Raw genomic sequence first — 17981 nt, 5'->3', positions numbered from 1 at the left:
GGACGCAGGATCATCCCCATGCCCTGCGGCCCCGCGCGGGCGCCCCGCGGTGCGGTTCGCCGGGATGCGGTCTTACTGGCCCTGGGCCCTGTAACGGGCCTCGGTGGCCTCCTTGGCCGGGCGCCACCAGGACTCGTTGGCCACGTACCAGTCGATCGTCTGCTTCAGGCCCTCGGCGAAGTCGGTGTGCGCAGGCCTCCAGCCCAGCTCGCGCTGGAGCTTGGTGGAGTCGATGGCGTAGCGGCGGTCGTGGCCGGGGCGGTCGGCGACCCAGTCGAAGTCCTCGGGGTCGCGGCCCATCGCCTCGAGGATCATGCGCAGGACCGTGATGTTGTTCTTCTCGCCGTCGGCTCCGATGAGGTAGGTCTCCCCCATGCGGCCCTTCGTGAGGATGTTCCAGACGGCCGAGGAGTGGTCCTCGGTGTGGATCCAGTCGCGGACGTTCTCGCCGCGGCCGTAGAGCTTGGGGCGCACGCCGTCGATGATGTTCGTGATCTGGCGCGGGATGAACTTCTCCACGTGCTGGTAGGGTCCGTAGTTGTTGGAGCAGTTGGAGATGGTCGTGCGCAGGCCGTAGGTGCGGGTCCAGGCGCGGACCAGCATGTCGGAGGACGCCTTGGTGCTCGAGTACGGGCTGCTCGGGTGATACGGCGTCTCCTCGGTGAACTTCGCCGGGTCGTCGAGCGCAAGGTCGCCGTAGACCTCGTCGGTGGAGACGTGGTGGTAGCGGACGCCGTATTTGCGGACGGCCTCCAGCAGGCGGAAGGTTCCCTCGACGTTGGTGCGCAGGAACGGCTCCGGGTCGGCGATGGAGTTGTCGTTGTGGGACTCCGCAGCATAGTGGACGATCGCGTCGTGGCCGGGGACGATCCTATCGAGCAGCTCCGCGTCGCAGATGTCGCCCACGACAAGCTCCACGCGGTCGGAGGGCAGCCCCGCGATGTTCTCGGGGTTGCCGGCGTAGGTCAGCTTGTCCAGGACGGTGACGTGGACGCCCGGGTGGTTGTCGACCACGTAGTGCACGAAGTTGCTGCCGATGAAGCCGCAGCCGCCCGTGACGATGATGTTCTTAGGTTCAAAAATCTCAGACATGAATCTCCTTTTTTCGCCTACTAGAGATGTAAGTACTTAAACATTTGAACATATGAGCCTTCAGCAGAATCAGAATCTTCTCCTGCAGGTTTGTTTCTTATGCCAAACTCTCTGTATCCCATGCGACTATAGAACTCAATAAGACCAGGCTCATTGACAGAGTCCAGAAACACAAACCTTCCGCCAACAAGACGCTGTATGTCAGAAATAGACTTTTCAACGAAAGCCATGAGTTCTTCACCGGTTACGCGACCTATACCTGAATCGCTTTTCCCAAATTGCGCCAACAGAACACAAGGCAAATCAAAACAACCAGTTTCTGGTCTAAGTTCACCAAAAGAAGCCAACTTCTTGTGAGCTGTTTTTGAAACGACATTCTCAGGAATGGAGGCAATCTTTAGAGCAAGGGCATAAAAGCCAACTAAAGCGGCCGCATCTGTATCAAATACAAGATAAGAGGCACAGAAACCCCTCAGGTTAAAATCAAACGCGTTATAACGAACAAAATCCTCTATATCCTTGTTACGTTCACAGCGAAAAGAGGAGAGAACGTCCGAAACCTCGTCCTCTCCTCGCGCATTAAGTAATTGGAGTAAAGAATACGATACAAGCGCCATTTCTAGAAGCCCATCGATTTAAACAAAGAATCGATGGCCTTCTTCATGTCTGGCGTCAAAGACGGATCCGAAGGCGATGGCTTGAACTTCAAATCCTTGGTTACGCCTTCATCATATGCGTCGCACAACGCCTTTACGCCCTGAGGAGAGAGCATCCTAATCGGTGTTTTTAAACTTGAAGTAGCCATATGCCCTCCTTCTCTTAAAAATATCTACTTAGATTATAACCGAAAATACGAACACATATTCGAATTGCCCGATTATCCTGAAATTCTAACGCAGCTTCTTACTTCGCTTGCTGCTCAAGGCGCTTTACAAGCTGTTCCTCAGAATGGACAAACTCAAATGGTTCATACTCGCCATATGCGGAAGGACGACTGATGTTAATGAGCTGAAGGTCAGAGATGCCGAAACGATCCTCTATCCTTCGCATCATCTCGACAAGCTCCTGGCCCGGCTTAACGGCCATTACCAACGAACCTTGCTCAGAAAACCACTTAGCAACCAGATAACGCATCAGCCAACTCGCCTCCCCAGTACGAAAGGGATGAGAGAAGGTCGACTGAAAGGCCATCACGCTCAAGAATGTCGTTCATCTCTCATCCCCTTCCACCAGGCAATTAGTACTCGCGCGGGCTGTTGACGATCTCGCCGGCGGCGACCTTCTTCAGGTGCTGGCCGTAGACCGACTTGCCGTAGGCCTTCGCGGCCTCCTCCAGCTCGGCGGTCGTGATCCAGCCGTTCTCCCAGGCGATCTCCTCGGGCACGGACACGGGCAGGTCCTGGGAGTGCTCCACGGCGCGGACGAACTCCGCGGCCTCGTGCAGGCTCTCCATGGTGCCGGTGTCCAGCCACGCGTAGCCGCGGCCGAGGGTGACGACGGACAGCGTCCCCTCCTCCAGGTACATCTGGTTGAGCGTGGTGATCTCGAGCTCGCCGCGGGCCGAGGGCCTGACCTCATGAGCCTTGGCGGCCACGTCGCCCGGGTAGAAGTACAGGCCGGTGACGGCGTAGGAGCTCTTGGGCTCGGCGGGCTTCTCCTCGATGGAGACGGCCCTCCCCTCGCCGTCGAACTCCACGACGCCGAAGCGCTCGGGGTCGTCCACGTGGTAGCCGAAGACCGTGGCCCTGCCCGACTCGGCGTTCTGGACGGCGCGCGTCAGGTGGCGGCTGAGGCCGTTGCCGTAGAAGATGTTGTCGCCGAGCACCAGCGCGCACGGCTCGCCGGCGATGAAGTCCTCGCCGATGGTGAAGGCCTGCGCCAGGCCGTCCGGGCTCGGCTGCTCGGCGTAGGACAGGTTCACGCCGTAGCGCGAGCCGTCCCCGAGCAGGCGCTCGAAGTTGGGGAGGTCCGTCGGCGTGGAGATGACCAGGATGTCCCGGATGCCCGCCAGCATGAGGGTGGACAGCGGGTAGTAGATCATGGGCTTGTCGTAGACCGGCAGCAGCTGCTTGGAGGTCACGAGCGTGAGCGGGTACAGGCGCGTGCCGGACCCGCCGGCGAGGATGATGCCTTTCATAAAAATCCTCTCGATTGACAATCGTTGAGCAAAAGCCGCTGATTACAGATGCATAGTTAATTAAATTATACGCACCGGCAGCAACCTCCCCGTCTTCTTATTTAAATCGGACAGCAGAAACACGCAACTCTTTCTGCATTTCTAGCGAGGCAACAAATGAAAAAGTACAATGAGCAGTGTCCAACAAACGAAAGGCAAACAATGCGAGTCGAAACAACCGGAGTATGCAGAGGAAACTGGAAAATCTACCAGCAGCTTAAGATTGAAGGCATCCATAAAGGCTCCAGCGTAACAGCCCAGGCGGCTACAGACGATAACCGCTGCTTGTCTTTATCCCTCCTAAAATTCCGGGACAATAGCTGTGATTCGAACTCATACGTCCTTGTAATCCCCGATCCCGATGCTCGCGCAATCAAAATTGAGTTTAGCGAAATCGGCCAAGACGGTCGCACCCTGAGCAGCGACTCCCTTTCGCTAAATTGCAAGAACATCAAATGGGAGTCGCGCCTTAACTACAAAATTAAACCTGACATGTGCAGCAAACTCCGAAACTACGATGACGTTTCAGAGTTTGACATGGCAACGATTGATTTTTGGCAGTGCATCGAAGATTCAAGCGACTATATCCTTAGGTGCACGGTGAGAACACCTTATCGTAACGACTCCAAAATCAAACTGCGTTGCCTCGATCGAGCCCTCAATGAAGTTGATTTGAGCATCGTCAATTTCGGTTCGAATGTAACAAGCGTTGGATTTACGTCCGAGAAAAAGCAACTTGAAACGCAGCTCTCGATTCGCATGCCAAAGGCGTTCGATCGTTACTACTTTGTTATTGACGATCAAAATCACCCATCATTCAGTGCATTTGACTGCTTAACGCCCGATAAATTAGGCTTGCTTCTTGAGGAGACCAACTTTCTCTTTACCCATGCGCAGTTTGACCCCGAATACCCCGAATGGTTCACGGAGCATAAGGCAACCATCGGCGCTTTGGAGAAGCAGAGAAAAATCGCCTTCGACTGCGCTCCGAAGTTCAGCATCATTGTCCCTCTTTACAACACACCCATTTCATTCTTTAACGATATGGCCGAATCCGTAAAAAGCCAGTCTTATGCAAACTGGGAGCTCATCCTAGTTAATGCAAGTCCTGACAATCAGGAACTGAAGGCACGCGTTGAGCAGGAGACGGCCCACGACAACAAAATTAAATCAATTAACCTTACCGAGAATAAGGGCATTTCCGAAAATACAAACGCCGGCGTTGCCATCGCTTCGGGTGATTTCGTCTGTTTCTTTGACCATGACGACATTCTTGAACCGGACTTGCTGTTCTCATATGCCGAGGCAATTGAAAACAATAATGACGTCGATCTTCTTTATTGTGATGAAGATAAACTCATGCCCGATGGAAAGCTAGCGCAGCCGTTCTTTAAGCCGGATTTCAATATCGATCTGCTCAGAAACAATAACTATATCTGCCATATGCTTACCATCCGTAAGTCTCTGCTTGACACTCTAGAACCGAACACGAAAGAGTTCGATGGAGCACAGGATCATAATCTGACTCTCCGCGCCGTGGAAAAGGCAAGGAAAGTTCATCATGTTGCAAAGGTTCTATATCACTGGCGCCTAAGCGAGACCTCCACCGCAGCAAATGCCGATAGCAAGCCGTATGCCACTATTGCAGGTATCAAAGCGGTCCAGAGTCATTTGGACAGGCTTGGGCTCAATGCGAAGGTCGAACAAGCGCGTCGTCCCTTTACATATAAAGTAACCTACGCTGTGCCAGATTCCCATCCACTCGTGTCGATTATCATTCCGACTAAAGACCACGCCGACATTCTGGACAACTGCATTAAGTCAATTGTTGAGAAATCAACGTACGACAATTACGAGCTTGTCATAATCGAAAACAACAGCACAGAAAAGGCGACGTTCGATTATTACGATAAGTTGCAAGCAAAATATCCTGACATCGTTCGTCTTGTAACTTGGGAACACGAATTCAATTTCTCCAAGCTCATGAACTTTGGCGTTGCTCACGCCAAGAGCGACTATCTGTTGCTGTTGAATAACGATACTGAGGTAATTACGCCCAATTGGATTGAGACCATGCTTGGCATCTGCGCACGTGAGGATGTTGGCGCAGTTGGTGCAAAACTCTACTATCCCGACAACACCATTCAGCACGCGGGCTTATGCGTCACTGGTGGCGTGGCAGGGCATCTTTGCCAAAGCATGCCAAGGGATAACTGGGGATACTTTGCACTCAACGATGCACAACAAGACTTCAGCGCCGTCACTGCAGCTTGCATAATGACCAAGCGTAGCGAATATGAGAAAGTCGGAGGTTTCACGGAAGAGCTTCAAGTTGCATTTAATGATGTTGACTTTTGCTTAAAACTACGCGAGATCAACGACCTGATCGTATACACACCCGAAGTCGAGCTCTATCACTACGAGTCGATTTCTAGAGGCACTGAAAACAGCACGGACAAACGAATCCGTTTCCACAAAGAGGTCGCGTATATGAATTATCGCTGGGCCAAATACTATGTCGAAGGCGATCCGTACATGAATCCAAATTTAACTGTCGAGGAACCAATTAATCGTTACTACCATCTATAAACCGTCGTTTACGATAATCGGGCATTGAAATAACTTTCAATGCCCGATGTCTTTTAACGGCGAAAAATTGATTTTAGCACCGAGGCTATTGAAGCATCTTTACTCGCATCTAAAACTGAGTCTACTTGGCTGAAGTTCACATGGAAATGAAGCTTACCGAACGAGATATCTCTATTTAGGTCATTCACCGATTCGGAAGCAGAAGGCGATATCAGCTGAGTTATCTCACCCAAAAATAGTGATTGATTAGTTATGACATCAGACGAATAAAGATGGATATACAGAATGGACTCACTGCTGATTTGAGAAGGCAATGATATGGCCATTTCCAACTGATCGCGATTGCGGTTAAAGTCAATCCATTTCAAATCCGATTGATCCGACCTGAGCCAATAAGCCGCTCGTATTAGTGTATGAGAATCAAAGTCTTTATTAATGAAAAGCGTAATGGAGGCATGATTTGCGCAAACAGGAGTTTGGGCATCAGCGCTAATCTTATAGTTAATCAAAGCGACGTCACGCGATAGTTGAGCTAGCTCGTCATTTATAGAAACAGGAAGCGTCCTTACATCAGCCAAAGTGTCGCCCTTAGGTTTAACTGTATTGTTCTGATAATTAAAAACAGCATCAAGAAACATTTGATTTTCTACCTCAATTGAGGCCAATTCGCCGCAATCAACCTGTGTCTCATTTAACGAGCTTAATAGGGCGGAGGCGATGCCCTCAGGGCTCGTTTCAGAAAAGCGTATAGCATTAGACTTAAAATCGTAAGCAGTGTTCTCTCCAAAAACTTCAACGACATTAAGTCCAGAAGCAAGCATCTCGAAAGGTAAACGAGATGGATTGCTAGCGCTGAGGGAAATACCGACAGAGCACCGTGAATACAAATCAGCGCATTCCGATGTTGTCAGAACCCCCAACTGATGAATCCGGTCCGAATCGGTAGAGACCTTCTGATTGCTACCGTATAGATAAAATGAAACACGAGAATCATAAGTGCATACAAGCTCAATAGCCTTGATGAGCATGCCAGAAAGACGCCGATCTTTGCCGGGTTGATAAATGGCGCAGACGGAGAAGGGCTCTCTATAATTCTTATTTGCAGCGTATAGCTCCAAATCAACGCCAAAATCGCAAAATGGAACCGGCAACGGATAATACTGCGAGACCTTGGAAGAAAGCCAACGTCCGATTGTGATAGGCTTCAAATCTAAACGATAGGTATTTTCAGCCCTTAAATAACACTCCCCCATCGGATAAAACCAAGGTTCATAATCTTGAATGAAATACAATTTGAGTGGAGTTGATTGAAAAGCAACGAATTCGGCAGTTGGCCAAGCGGTCGCAATAGCGATGTCAAAGTTGCAAGGTATTGTATGCTCAACTCGAACCGATTTGGGTTTGTAACCAAACCAGAGATAAATCTGTTCAGCAACAGTTCCCGAGCTCTTATATGCCTCAGAACCAGGAAGAATGAAGAAATGACATTCAAAACCATGCTGATCCAAATAGCAAGCTTTAGTACAAATTGTCCTAAAACCGCCCGAGCCTTTTTCTGGAGGTGAGATAACCCACGCAACTCTATTCATAATCAACCTACATGCAGGTAGCAACACTAATAAAGCGAATTAGATAAATACAATTCATTGAGCAAATACCGAGCAAAACTAAAGTAGCTGAAATCCCCCTATATTTAATTGCGCGACTTCTCAATCCAAATAGCAAAGCAGGTAGCACAGGCAAAAAATAGCGCCCCTGAACACCCTGAATGACACTCTCATTATTGAAAGTCCACCCTAGCCACATAGAAGCAATGGAGCCAAGCGCAGCGACAGCAAAAGCACCTATAAACATAGCTGGAAGGGGCTGATTGAGAAAGGCATCCTCGTCTTGAGAATCAATGCAACAGATAAAACCACAGACAAGATATGGAATCATATAAAAAGTAGGCATACGAAGGTTCTCTTGGAACCACCCCAGGGAATAACCCAAAGTCGTTTCCCAATAGAAATCACCAAGCGAATCTAAGGTGCGGCAAAAGACCATAAAGCTATTTCTTGGGTGAAGCAGGATATCGTTCAAAGAATAAAATTGCCCAGCTTCACCTCCACGACTAGAGGAAGTTGACTGAGAGACAAGCCCACTCACAGAGGCAAGACGCAGAACTAGCACGGAGGCTGCAATTACGAATATCAGGAGATATTTGCTAAGCCGTCCTTTGTTAACGTCTTCAAACTTATCTAATGGAATAAAAACGGCCAAGACAATCAAACCACAGTAAATGACTTTACACGGAGCCAGCAGTGCAGAGACAATAAAATACGTGATAATTTGCCTAATGCCAATTGAGTGATCTTCTCCAAAGAAACCACGCATCAAAAAAGCAAATACGAGCAGCGAAAGAGCAATGATTCCTGAATCATATGAATAAGAAGCAGCAAGGTGAAGTGTCATCGGCAGTAAAGAGACGAAAACGATTACCGATTTGCCTTTTGGCGCAATCTTATAAGCATGAAATGCGCAGAAACAAAAAACGGCGATTGAGCCTATTCTACCTAAATAGAAAACCGGATAAGCTCCGAGCCCCAAAAGTAGGCCAATTTGAAGTCCGATAACGGAGCCGATTTTTGCCGGAACATTTTCAGTTCCGATGGAGAAAGCTAAATCTGAAAATGAGACATATTTGCTGGACTCAAACCACGAAAAATGGTTAAAGATAGAATCAAAAGAAGAAGAGCTGATTAAACTACTCGATAGTTTCGAATATAAATTCAGATCAGTTTCTCTCACTAAAAACGATCCATCAGCTGCTACTCTTGAGTTAAATGGCAAGCTGTCAACCAACCAATAAGTTGAAAAATAGTGATGACCCTCATCTGGTACGGAAAAAGGCGGGAACATAAAGCAGAAGATGAGAGAAAAAAGGACAAGTACTGCTAGAAATATCCATTCATTTCCTAGAGCATCCCTGTCCCGTAGGTAGCAGAAACCCAGAACAACAACAATCGCAAGCGAGACAAACACTACAAGCGCGACAAGCGTTCGCGGATTATTCAGATACCAAAAAAGGGAATAGAACAGAAACAACGTAATAAGAAAGCAGGGAAACAGCTTCCCATTAAGTGATTTAATCATATCGATATCCAATTGGGTCCATAACTCAGCATTAAACAAAGATTGGCCTAGATAATCTCAAGGCCAATCGAAGAAAACAAACGTATGATCTAGCAATTCCTGGATGCCATAATTGCCTTTATCTTATCAGCGTTTCCCCACACTCCAGGGGAATCATATGGCCGATCGGGAAAAGCGCCGTACTCAAGCGAAATATTCAGCTCATTATCCTTAATAAACTGTTCCATTTGAGCAGCAAGGGAAACTGGGTTACCAGAGCAGCAATTGATGATACCGTTAATCTCATCTTGCAGGACTGCACACGAGATCATATAGGCCAAATCCTTAACGCTGGAAAAATCGAATTTGTTTTTACCAGTCGTAAAGGGGAATGTAGTTTCACCGGAACGAGCAGCTCTCAACAGCTTTCCGAATACAGACTGAGAACCCTCATCATCGCCGAAAATATAATAACCTCTGAGCCACTGAAGGTTGAAACCCTTTAGGGAAGCCTCCTGAAACATGGTCCGCCTTAAGCAGTCTTTTGCAATCCCATACAATGACTGTGGGTTGCAGGGCGTATCATCACAAATAGCCCCCTCCCAATAGCCAACCTCATGCATGGAACCCATTACGGCAAGGTGCTTTACTCCATAGTCAGCCATCTTTAAAAGGAAACCATAGTGACCGGACAGATCGGCAATGTGAGTTTCCGAATTATGGTTAAACCCATTTCTCCACGCAAGGTGTAAACAAACATCAGGAACACAGGACAGATAATTCGACGGAGAAAACTCCGGATCCAAAATATTAGCGGAGATAGTCTCATCAGCATCATCGCCGACATATGGATTAACATCAGCCGCAATAACATGAACATTCATGTTATTGAGAGCAGCAACAACATGTTTGCCGATATACCCGTTAGCGCCTGTAACAAGAACCGTTTTCACGACTATAACCCTTTCTTAAGTCTGCAATTACAGATTATTACTATTCTCGCTGAGTGCATAAACACGATTCACGGCTTTTGCAATAGGCTTCGGCCAAAGGCTAGACAGTATTTCGAAATCTTCGCCCTTACGAATGTCCTCACCCAAATTTAGGGAAGTTGCCGATTCAGCATAAATGCGATGTCCGACGAGCGGTTCGGGAATATAGACGAATCGTCCTTTGACCATAGCTAAATCAACCCATGTTTTATAATCACATGAATTTTTAAACGTGGTATCGAAAGGGCTTGGCCCAACATTTTTCTTAACCAGAGTTACTGCAGGGCAGCAAATTGAATCGCCAAATGAAAGGATTCTTTTTTTCAAGAACACCGAGTTATTAAGAAAGGCAGATGACAGAGGCGAATTCATGATCCTCTTAATTTTAAGAAGAGAGTTGTCATACACCCTTTGGTCATTACGGAGTTCAAAATAATCCGTGAAAGACAGGAGCGATTCGGACTCATCGTATTTATTCAAAGCGGCAATAGTGCGTTCCAAAAATGACGGATCATAATAATCGTCTTGATGAGCCATGGTGACGAGCTTAGTACCAGCCGAGTTGTAACCATAATTCCAATCATCACCCGCAAGATGCGGATGAGGATTGACGACCATCTCTATTCCAAACTCCGAGCAAACATCTTCAAGGTATTTACTCGGCGTAGAGGTGGACAGAAAAATGTTTCCTCGTACTGTTTGGTTTAGCAGAGATTGAATCGTTCCCGAAATATAAGGATTCTCCTTATAAGCGCAAACAACGAAACTATGGTCTGAAGCGGTAAACATAAATCACCATCTAATTTATTGGAATCCAAGACTGGGACTCAAAATCATATCGTTTAATAGGTTGGGCCGGAGCACCAACCGCAATAACATTATCGGGCAAAGATCGCGTCACAACCCCTCCAGCGCCAACAATTGTTCCATCTCCAATAGAAACTCCCGGAAGAACGCAAACATTCTCACCTAGCCATACGCGATCACCAATACGAACGCCCTCAGCAATGAGCTTCCTTTCCGCTGGAACGGATAAAGGCGTATCCGTTCCATATGCTCCATGGCTTGTGTCGCTAACAAAGACTTTTGAAGCAAATAGGCAGTCATTGCCAATTTCAACACAGTCGGAAGATACAAGGTGCACATTATCACCAATTTGACAATTATCGCCCATAGTAATAAGGCCTTGTTCAAATACTTCTATTCGGCAGTTTCTCCCAGTAGATAATCCCTTGCCAAAGTGAAATGAAGACTTTCCCCTAATAAAAATAGGGCGACGAACAAGCTTAGCACCCGGATAGCAAACAAGGGTAAGAAAAAAAGACCACGCCATTCTGCAGATATCGGAAAGCGAATAATGTTTGAGATCGTTAAAGATGCTATTCATCATGAGTCCTTTTAACTTTATGGAATGTAACGAATAAATCAATAAGACAGATTAATAAGCCAATCCCAAAAGAAACGACAACTGCAATATTGATACCGTTGGCGCCATATATCACAAACAGAATCCCACAGCCTACGAAGGCGACCAACAATGAGCAAACATTAGCAATGAGGGCAATGTTTAAATGACGCATGACAGTCAATATATCAAAAGAAAAGGCAAATAAAGTTGTAACTACGGTTGCGAATAACGCCGGGGAAAGCAGGTAAACGCTGGACTCAATTGAGGAACCATACACAAGCAGTAAAACTGACTTACCGATTAATTCACTCATCAAAATGGCGACAGCGCCGATGAAGCAAATTGCGAGTAGAGTTCTAATTACAAACTGCTGAAACTTACGATAGTCACGCTCGGACCAACATTTTGCAGCATTTACGAGAAGGGGATTATATAGGTATGACGCAGCAACCTGAACCAAAACTGTTGGAGTTGCAATTGCGGCATATTTTCCAAGCTCAGCATCGCCATAGGCAATTCCAAATTTTTGCCTGATAATTGAAACAACTGATCCGTAGCAGACTAGCGTCACAACCGCCGGAAAGAACTTTACAGCAAGTTCACCAATTGTCGATAAGTTAATTGTTGGAATAACTGATTCGAACTGACTGGCAGCCCTAAAGTCAAATAGCCAAGTAATTAAAATACAACAAATAGAGATTCCAATTAAGGCAAGGGGCAGCGTAAGCCCAAAGGACAACAACACAATAAAGAGGCCAATGCAGATCACACCACGAACCCCTTGTGAAATCCCTATGTAGTCCATTCTCAATGCGCGCTGTTCTATTGCGTAAAATACAGAGCAGAAGGCTTCATCCGCTTTAAACAACAACCATGCCAAACAGGTGGAAAAAGAAGTTATCGGCGATGTTAAAAAGAGATATATCAAAACAGGAATCACACCAGCAAATACTGTGAAAAACCTAAAGGCGATATATTGACCAGAAGAATACTCGTTTGTTAAGTCAGAAACTTGAATAGTCCTCATGTTATACGTAGCAAGGGGATAATAAATATTTCCAAGAGCCATAGCAAATGCAAGTCGACCGGAATTCTCGTAATCATTTGAAAAGATAACGACCGCAATCGTCATAGCCCACATACAGGCTTGATAAATTAGACAGCCTATTGAATTCCAGAGCATATTTTGTTTTGTTGATAAGGTCAAGTTTGTTCTAAACACCAATAATTCCCACTATTAATAATTCGAACCATAGATATATTTGTAATAATCAAGAGTCTTTGCGGCGGTTTTGCTCCAAGAGAAATCTAAGACCCGCTTCAATCCTTGACTAACTTTCTGCTCGAACAGACAAGATTCGCTTAAGAGCGAGTTTATCGAGTCAACGACGTCATCAACGTTCGATTCCTTAAGCAGTAAGGCTGCATCACCCGCAACTTCAGGAATTGAGCTGATATTCAGCCCAATTACAGGCAGCCCTGAAGCCATGGACTCAAGAACTGGAATTCCAAACCCCTCATACTCTGACAAATATAGAAGGGCAATTGAACGATTAAAGATATTTGAAACCTCAGCGGCTGAAGGATAAACGTAGTTTGTAAATCTACCTGGTATCATCTCATCAAGCAAATTGCGCTCGTCATCACTTAGCGAAGCACCAATAATTCGCAACTCTACTTGCGGAACCCTTGCGACAGCCTTAACGGCTAACTCGAAATTCTTATATGCAGATTTACGATTGCCGATAAAACAAACGGCATTTTCTCTTTTCAGATTAGGGTCATAGTTATAGGAAGAATCATCATATCCCTGATGAATGATCTCGATCTGCTTCGAATTCGCTTCGGGTACATAGTTGAGCAAATCTCGACGTGTGCTCTCCGAGATGCAAATAATACCGCTAGCTTTTAACGCTGCCTTCTTTATCTGGTAAAAAGAAACGGCTTTAAGAAGACCTTGATACTGATTCATGCAAATAAAATCATGAACCGTACAAACGTTTTTAATGTTTGACGATTTTGGAACACGAAAATACGATGAGTGCAACAAGCCATCTTCGGGAATATCTAGTTTTTTAAACTCATCAACGCGAAGAGGCGATTCGCTTTGAATAATTCGCTTCGCGCCCTCAAGCGACATTTTATTTCTAACTTCATTTTGTCGAGAGTCTTTACGTTCAAAGATGGTGACATCGAACGATGTATCTAGAAGCGCAGCCTTGACGATGCTTTCCCAATAAATGGATCCTCCGCCGGTCTTCTGTAAACTAAAGACTAAATTATCTAGATACAGAGGAATCTTATAGCTCGTCATCATTACATCCACCATTTCCGTTATCAAGCTGATGCTTAAGCAAGGCAAGAGCTTGAGATAGATTCTTGATCGCCTGTTGTTGTTTGCTAACTGTGGAGCTCAGAGAGAGAGCCTGTAATAGCAGAAAAAAGATAGCAATAAAAAATAGAAAATTAGAAGTGAGCTCGAAGCCAAGACCAAAAGAAAGAAACGTTAGCACTGAGGGAAAGCAAGCAAACAGAATCAAAATAATAGAAAGGACAAACCATAGCAACGCATACTTCAACTCAAGCTTCTCTTTACGAATCAACATGAGCACGTAGAAAGCAAGTACGAGAACGGTGATAATTGCTAACAATCTTGTCGTCATAAGAAATCCTACTTTGAATGAGATGAAAACCAAGAAATAGCCACCGATAGGGTAACTTTTATCATGTAGTAAACGCTCGAGAAGCCACCGATGGATGAGACACCACCTTGTCTCTCTTTCATTATCACAGAGACCTCGCCTACCGATAACCCGTTTGACAACGCATACGCAATAGACTCTGGCTCAGGATAGTCAATGGGATAGTGCTGAGAAAATAACTTGATGGCCTTCTTGCCGGAAGCACGAAAGCCTGATGTAGGATCTGTGACAGTTTTCCCTGTAAGCAGCTTTAAAAAGAAAGTAAACCACATTATTCCAATTCTCCTCATAAGAGTCGATTGGAAGCCGTCGGTTTTAACCTTGAAGCGAGAGCCTATAACAAGGTCACTATTGGACATTTCCATTTCTTCAATTAGGTCATGGATATATGCCGGGTCATGCTGGCCGTCACCATCAACTTGAACGTCAATATCATAGCCGTATTTAAGAGCGTATTTATGGCCAGCCTGCACCGCACCACCAATACCTAAATTCTGTGGTAGATCGATAACATTTATATGATGCTCTAAACAAACATCAAAGGTATTATCGGTTGACCCGTCATTGATGACAACGTAGTCGTAACCGCAATCAGAAACCGATTGGACGGTCTTAACAATATTAGTCGACTCATTGTATGCAGGAATTATTACTAGAACTTTTGAGTTCATCAATCGATGCCCTTTACTAATTTAAACGGTCTGTTTAATCTCAACGCAAACTAAATCCAAATCAGAAATTGCATTGATTTTATAACTAGCATCGTGGTCGTAAACAAAGGAAACGCCAGGATGCAGTTCAATCTCTCGATTGTCCGTCTCTAAATATCCAGCTCCGTCAGCCACGACTAAACACGAATAGACGTTAGTCAGAGAAGCGCAGTCAATTGATTCCGATTGTTTTACCTGGATTCTTTTAATTTCACCCTTTGATTGACCAGCCGATTGATGGGAATCCAATACGCTATAACGCCCCCACGATGACGATTCAACCATTGGACAGTCACGGGCAGCCGACGAAACAAGCTCCTTTATATGAGCACTCTCCTCCTTACCCGAAACAAGAATGCCATCCTGGGTAGCAACTACAACAGAATCACTTAGTCCAGCAATAACCATCGGCAGGCTTGTCTCATTGATAACATGAACGTTGTTACACGTATTCCAGTCGACGGATGCTTCCCCCGAAACTGCAGCGTCCATTTCATCCGTGAGCGTATTCCATGTTCCCAAGTCTTTCCAAGTACCGGAATAAGAAATCACACCAATCCTCTTGGCCTTTTCAACAATCTCATAGTCAAAACTGGTTTTCGGAAAGAGTCCATAGTGGGACAGCATGTCTTCATAATTAGAAGGAACGTAATATTTTTCAATTGTTTCATGAAGAAACCTGAGCTTAAAACCGAATACGCCACAATTCCAGAGCGCATTTGCGGATATATATTCCATTGCCGTTTTCTCGTCAGGCTTCTCCCTAAAGGACAGAACGTCCTTCACGCCATCTTTCTCTGATTCTGCCGGAAGGATATAACCGTATTTCTCAGAAGGATAGGTTGGTTCCACTCCAAGCAAAATAAGATCTTTATTGGAGGCGGTAATCGCCTTGGCTAACTGAGGAATTTTGTCGTAATAAGCTTGGTCGGCAAAAGTGTCAATTGGCATTACGACAACGGGGTCATCATCGGAAGCCCCTTGTTCTAACAACAAATTTGCGCACGCAAGCATGATGGCAGGTGCGGTATCTCGTCTTTCAGGCTCAGTAACCAGCGAATACTGACTCGGAATTTGCATCGATAGACTATCAGCCTGCACCGAGCTTGTAGCAATAGTAATATCGATTGTGGCATCGACTTTGCAAATCTGCGAATAGACGCGTTGAACCATGGAGATATGGTTGCCATTCTGATCTCTCAGAACCTTTAAAAACTGTTTCGATCTTGCAGAGTTCGATAGGGGCCAGAGACGAGTCCCCGATCCGCCAGAAAGCAGAATTACATGAATATTCTTTTCACTCACTTGTTTAATCCTATCCTCAACAAGTGCAGATACGTTACTTACGAGCTCATCCAATGAATTACGGCAATCTTTTTTCGAATCTCCCCTTGCAAAGACATAAACTTTGAGCTTCGGCTCAGTTCCAGAAGGACGAAGTATCACCTTTGCTTCCCCCTCTAGACATAATTCAATTACATTAGATGGCGGGAGTGTTTCATCGCTCAAACTTCTGTGCCCATTGCGAATAGATGGACCAAAAATACCATGGCTATAGTCATTAATGTGCTCCACCTTAAAACCACCTATGCTGGCGAGAGCAGAATTCCTAAAACTATTAACCACATAGTTAATTATGTTATTACCTTTGGTTCCTTCCAGCGTCCAATTAATCTGCTTGTTAAGCGAGTATCCAAAGCGAGCATATAGATCTTCGAGAGCATCAAACAAGGTCATGCCCTTACGCTTATAAAAAGAAGCCATTTCGCAGGTCAGCGCAACCGCATTAATACCATCTTTATCTCGAACATAAGAGCCCTTAAGGTATCCACAGCTCTCTTCAAAGCCAAACATGAACCGATTGGCTTCGCCCTTCGCCTCGAGAGAGTCGATTTGCTCACCGACATATTTAAAACCAGTGAGAGTTCTACGGAGTTCAATTCCATAGTTCAGCGCAATTGAATCTGCGAGAGGATCAGAGACAATAGATGTAACGGCTAAAGGATTATTTGGGCTATTATTAGCTGCCAAATAATCTAACAGAAGTAATCCAAGCTCATTGCCGGAAAGCAACTTCACAGATCCAGCTTCTCTTGCAGCGACGCCGAGGCGATCGGCATCCGGGTCCGTCGCAAGAAACAGATCTGCACCACAATCTTGGGCAAGCGCGATACCTTCCTCCATGGCTGAAGCATTTTCTGGATTAGGCTTCGGAATTCCAGGGAAGGTACCGTCATCTATAAGCTGCGATTCAACAAGATGGTAGTCGATGCCAAGATAGTCAAACATTTTAATTGCATGACGGAGGCCAGTTCCGCCGAGAGGCGAATAGACCACGCTAAGATTAGAGCAGTCACGGAGCTCAATCTCGTCCAAGACATCGCCCCAGTATGATTCAATTAGCGAATTTGGGATCCAGCGAACGATCCCGGACTTCAAAGCAGTATCGAATGAAATCTCATGCACATCATCAAACGGGTCAACAAGCTCAATTTGAGACTGGATACTTTTAGCAAGAGAATCGGTTGCCTGATCTCCGGTGTGGCCATAAACCTTATAACCATTGTATTCCATAGGATTATGCGATGCGGTAATACAGATACCTGCATCGCACCCCAACTTTCTCACAGCATAGCTCAGCAGAGGAGTTGGTTGATGTGTCTTAAACAAATGGCACTCAATGTTATTACCTGCCAAAACGCATGCCGTTTTAACCGCAAAATCGTGACTATGGATTCTCGTGTCATAGGCAATCGCTACAGATGAGCGATCCGGCTTAGAAGCATGATTTAGATAAGATGCAACCCCCTGCGTCGCCCTTCCAATGGTGACCGCATTCATCCTGTTAGGGCCAACGCCCATCAAACCGCGAATACCGCCCGTGCCGAATGACAAATTGCATGCAAAACAGTCGTCGAGATATGACCTGTCGTTAAGGGCGGAAATCTCCCAGTCTTCAAGACTACCTTCGAGCTCGACCAACCAATCGTTAAGAGTGCGATTCAATTCCAGCTCCTTGAAATACCAATTTACAAAATGAGGGCATCCTCAGTTATTAGAAGAATGCCCTATTTTACAACCAAATAGACGATGACTTGAGGGGTCTAAAAGAGATCTAAAAACAACTAGACAAGAGCTAATGCTTCGATTTAAAACTCCAGGACTGCGCGGCGGTACCGTTGCCGGCATAGAGCTGGA

General features: G+C 45.9%; 16 protein-coding genes. 1 reads left to right on the top strand and 15 read right to left on the bottom strand.

Annotation, left to right across the window (positions count from 1 at the left end; translation table 11 throughout):
* Positions 1-72 precede the first annotated feature (72 nt).
* From rfbB to rfbA, 5 genes are all read right to left on the bottom strand, one after another.
* Complete coding sequence (rfbB, locus tag DW151_RS07715) at positions 73-1092, bottom strand: dTDP-glucose 4,6-dehydratase (RefSeq protein ID WP_118335221.1); 1020 nt, start codon at positions 1090-1092, stop codon at positions 73-75.
* Positions 1093-1112: 20 nt separating this feature from the next.
* A complete protein-coding gene (locus tag DW151_RS07710; RefSeq protein WP_089573661.1) occupies positions 1113-1709 on the bottom strand; it encodes a hypothetical protein in 597 nt (198 codons plus the stop codon).
* A gap of 2 nt (positions 1710-1711) precedes the next feature.
* Complete coding sequence (locus DW151_RS07705) at positions 1712-1897, bottom strand: hypothetical protein (RefSeq protein WP_089573662.1); 186 nt, start codon at positions 1895-1897, stop codon at positions 1712-1714.
* 98 nt (positions 1898-1995) lie between these two features.
* Positions 1996-2283 carry a DUF6718 family protein gene (locus DW151_RS07700; protein WP_199408774.1) on the bottom strand — a complete coding sequence of 96 codons (288 nt, stop codon included), beginning with the start codon at positions 2281-2283 and terminating at the stop codon, positions 1996-1998.
* Positions 2284-2329: 46 nt separating this feature from the next.
* Complete coding sequence (gene rfbA / locus DW151_RS07695; protein ID WP_117769660.1) at positions 2330-3229, bottom strand: glucose-1-phosphate thymidylyltransferase RfbA; 900 nt, start codon at positions 3227-3229, stop codon at positions 2330-2332.
* 156 nt (positions 3230-3385) lie between these two features.
* Between rfbA and DW151_RS07690 the strand changes: the two genes are divergently transcribed.
* Positions 3386-5857 (top strand): glycosyltransferase, encoded by a 2472-nt coding sequence (locus tag DW151_RS07690; RefSeq protein ID WP_118289088.1) that lies wholly within the window; start codon positions 3386-3388, stop codon positions 5855-5857.
* A 53-nt stretch (positions 5858-5910) separates the two neighbouring features.
* On the opposite strand, the gene DW151_RS10510 is transcribed toward DW151_RS07690, so the two are convergent.
* From DW151_RS10510 to DW151_RS07645, 10 genes are all read right to left on the bottom strand, one after another.
* Positions 5911-7446, bottom strand: coding sequence for a glycosyltransferase family 4 protein (locus DW151_RS10510; RefSeq protein WP_147351772.1), 1536 nt, complete (start codon positions 7444-7446; stop codon positions 5911-5913).
* A gap of 7 nt (positions 7447-7453) precedes the next feature.
* Complete coding sequence (locus DW151_RS07685; protein WP_118289480.1) at positions 7454-8992, bottom strand: DUF2142 domain-containing protein; 1539 nt, start codon at positions 8990-8992, stop codon at positions 7454-7456.
* 89 nt (positions 8993-9081) lie between these two features.
* Positions 9082-9924: an NAD(P)-dependent oxidoreductase gene (locus tag DW151_RS07680; RefSeq protein ID WP_199579922.1), complete on the bottom strand. Its 843-nt coding sequence runs from the start codon at positions 9922-9924 to the stop codon at positions 9082-9084.
* 27 nt (positions 9925-9951) lie between these two features.
* A complete protein-coding gene (locus DW151_RS07675) occupies positions 9952-10752 on the bottom strand; it encodes a glycosyltransferase (protein WP_118289478.1) in 801 nt (266 codons plus the stop codon).
* 10 nt (positions 10753-10762) lie between these two features.
* Positions 10763-11350, bottom strand: coding sequence for a DapH/DapD/GlmU-related protein (locus DW151_RS07670; protein ID WP_199579921.1), 588 nt, complete (start codon positions 11348-11350; stop codon positions 10763-10765).
* Positions 11343-12593 carry a lipopolysaccharide biosynthesis protein gene (locus DW151_RS10505; RefSeq protein WP_147351655.1) on the bottom strand — a complete coding sequence of 417 codons (1251 nt, stop codon included), beginning with the start codon at positions 12591-12593 and terminating at the stop codon, positions 11343-11345. Before DW151_RS10505 ends, DW151_RS07670 begins: the two co-directional genes overlap by 8 nt.
* A gap of 15 nt (positions 12594-12608) precedes the next feature.
* Complete coding sequence (locus DW151_RS07660; RefSeq protein ID WP_158571453.1) at positions 12609-13688, bottom strand: glycosyltransferase family 1 protein; 1080 nt, start codon at positions 13686-13688, stop codon at positions 12609-12611.
* On the bottom strand, positions 13672-14034 hold the full coding sequence (locus tag DW151_RS07655) for a DUF2304 domain-containing protein (protein ID WP_118289475.1): 363 nt from the start codon (positions 14032-14034) through the stop codon (positions 13672-13674). The genes DW151_RS07660 and DW151_RS07655 overlap by 17 nt, the downstream gene beginning before the upstream one ends.
* A gap of 8 nt (positions 14035-14042) precedes the next feature.
* Entirely contained in the window at positions 14043-14744 is a 702-nt protein-coding gene (locus DW151_RS07650; protein ID WP_118289474.1) for a glycosyltransferase family 2 protein, read from the bottom strand.
* Between the two features lie 21 nt (positions 14745-14765).
* Positions 14766-17789: a sugar phosphate nucleotidyltransferase gene (locus tag DW151_RS07645; RefSeq protein WP_118335219.1), complete on the bottom strand. Its 3024-nt coding sequence runs from the start codon at positions 17787-17789 to the stop codon at positions 14766-14768.
* Between the last annotated feature and the right edge of the window lie 192 nt (positions 17790-17981).

Origin of the sequence: Collinsella sp. AM13-34, assembly GCF_003473055.1 — a bacterium.
Lineage (GTDB): Bacteria > Actinomycetota > Coriobacteriia > Coriobacteriales > Coriobacteriaceae > Collinsella.
The sequence above is the reverse complement of the archived record's forward strand: the minus strand, read 5'-3'. Positions and strand labels throughout refer to the sequence as shown.

What these genes read in the sequence shown, in the direction of transcription:
- rfbB (WP_118335221.1), bottom strand. Translation starts at nt 1,092, where the DNA reads ATGTCTGAGATTTTTGAACCTAAGAACATCATCGTCACGGGCGGCTGC.
- DW151_RS07710 (WP_089573661.1), bottom strand. Translation starts at nt 1,709, where the DNA reads ATGGCGCTTGTATCGTATTCTTTACTCCAATTACTTAATGCGCGAGGA.
- DW151_RS07705 (WP_089573662.1), bottom strand. Translation starts at nt 1,897, where the DNA reads ATGGCTACTTCAAGTTTAAAAACACCGATTAGGATGCTCTCTCCTCAG.
- DW151_RS07700 (WP_199408774.1), bottom strand. Translation starts at nt 2,283, where the DNA reads ATGGCCTTTCAGTCGACCTTCTCTCATCCCTTTCGTACTGGGGAGGCG.
- rfbA (WP_117769660.1), bottom strand. Translation starts at nt 3,229, where the DNA reads ATGAAAGGCATCATCCTCGCCGGCGGGTCCGGCACGCGCCTGTACCCG.
- DW151_RS07690 (WP_118289088.1), top strand. Translation starts at nt 3,386, where the DNA reads ATGAAAAAGTACAATGAGCAGTGTCCAACAAACGAAAGGCAAACAATG.
- DW151_RS10510 (WP_147351772.1), bottom strand. Translation starts at nt 7,446, where the DNA reads ATGAATAGAGTTGCGTGGGTTATCTCACCTCCAGAAAAAGGCTCGGGC.
- DW151_RS07685 (WP_118289480.1), bottom strand. Translation starts at nt 8,992, where the DNA reads ATGATTAAATCACTTAATGGGAAGCTGTTTCCCTGCTTTCTTATTACG.
- DW151_RS07675 (WP_118289478.1), bottom strand. Translation starts at nt 10,752, where the DNA reads ATGTTTACCGCTTCAGACCATAGTTTCGTTGTTTGCGCTTATAAGGAG.
- DW151_RS07670 (WP_199579921.1), bottom strand. Translation starts at nt 11,350, where the DNA reads ATGAATAGCATCTTTAACGATCTCAAACATTATTCGCTTTCCGATATC.
- DW151_RS07660 (WP_158571453.1), bottom strand. Translation starts at nt 13,688, where the DNA reads ATGATGACGAGCTATAAGATTCCTCTGTATCTAGATAATTTAGTCTTT.
- DW151_RS07655 (WP_118289475.1), bottom strand. Translation starts at nt 14,034, where the DNA reads ATGACGACAAGATTGTTAGCAATTATCACCGTTCTCGTACTTGCTTTC.
- DW151_RS07650 (WP_118289474.1), bottom strand. Translation starts at nt 14,744, where the DNA reads ATGAACTCAAAAGTTCTAGTAATAATTCCTGCATACAATGAGTCGACT.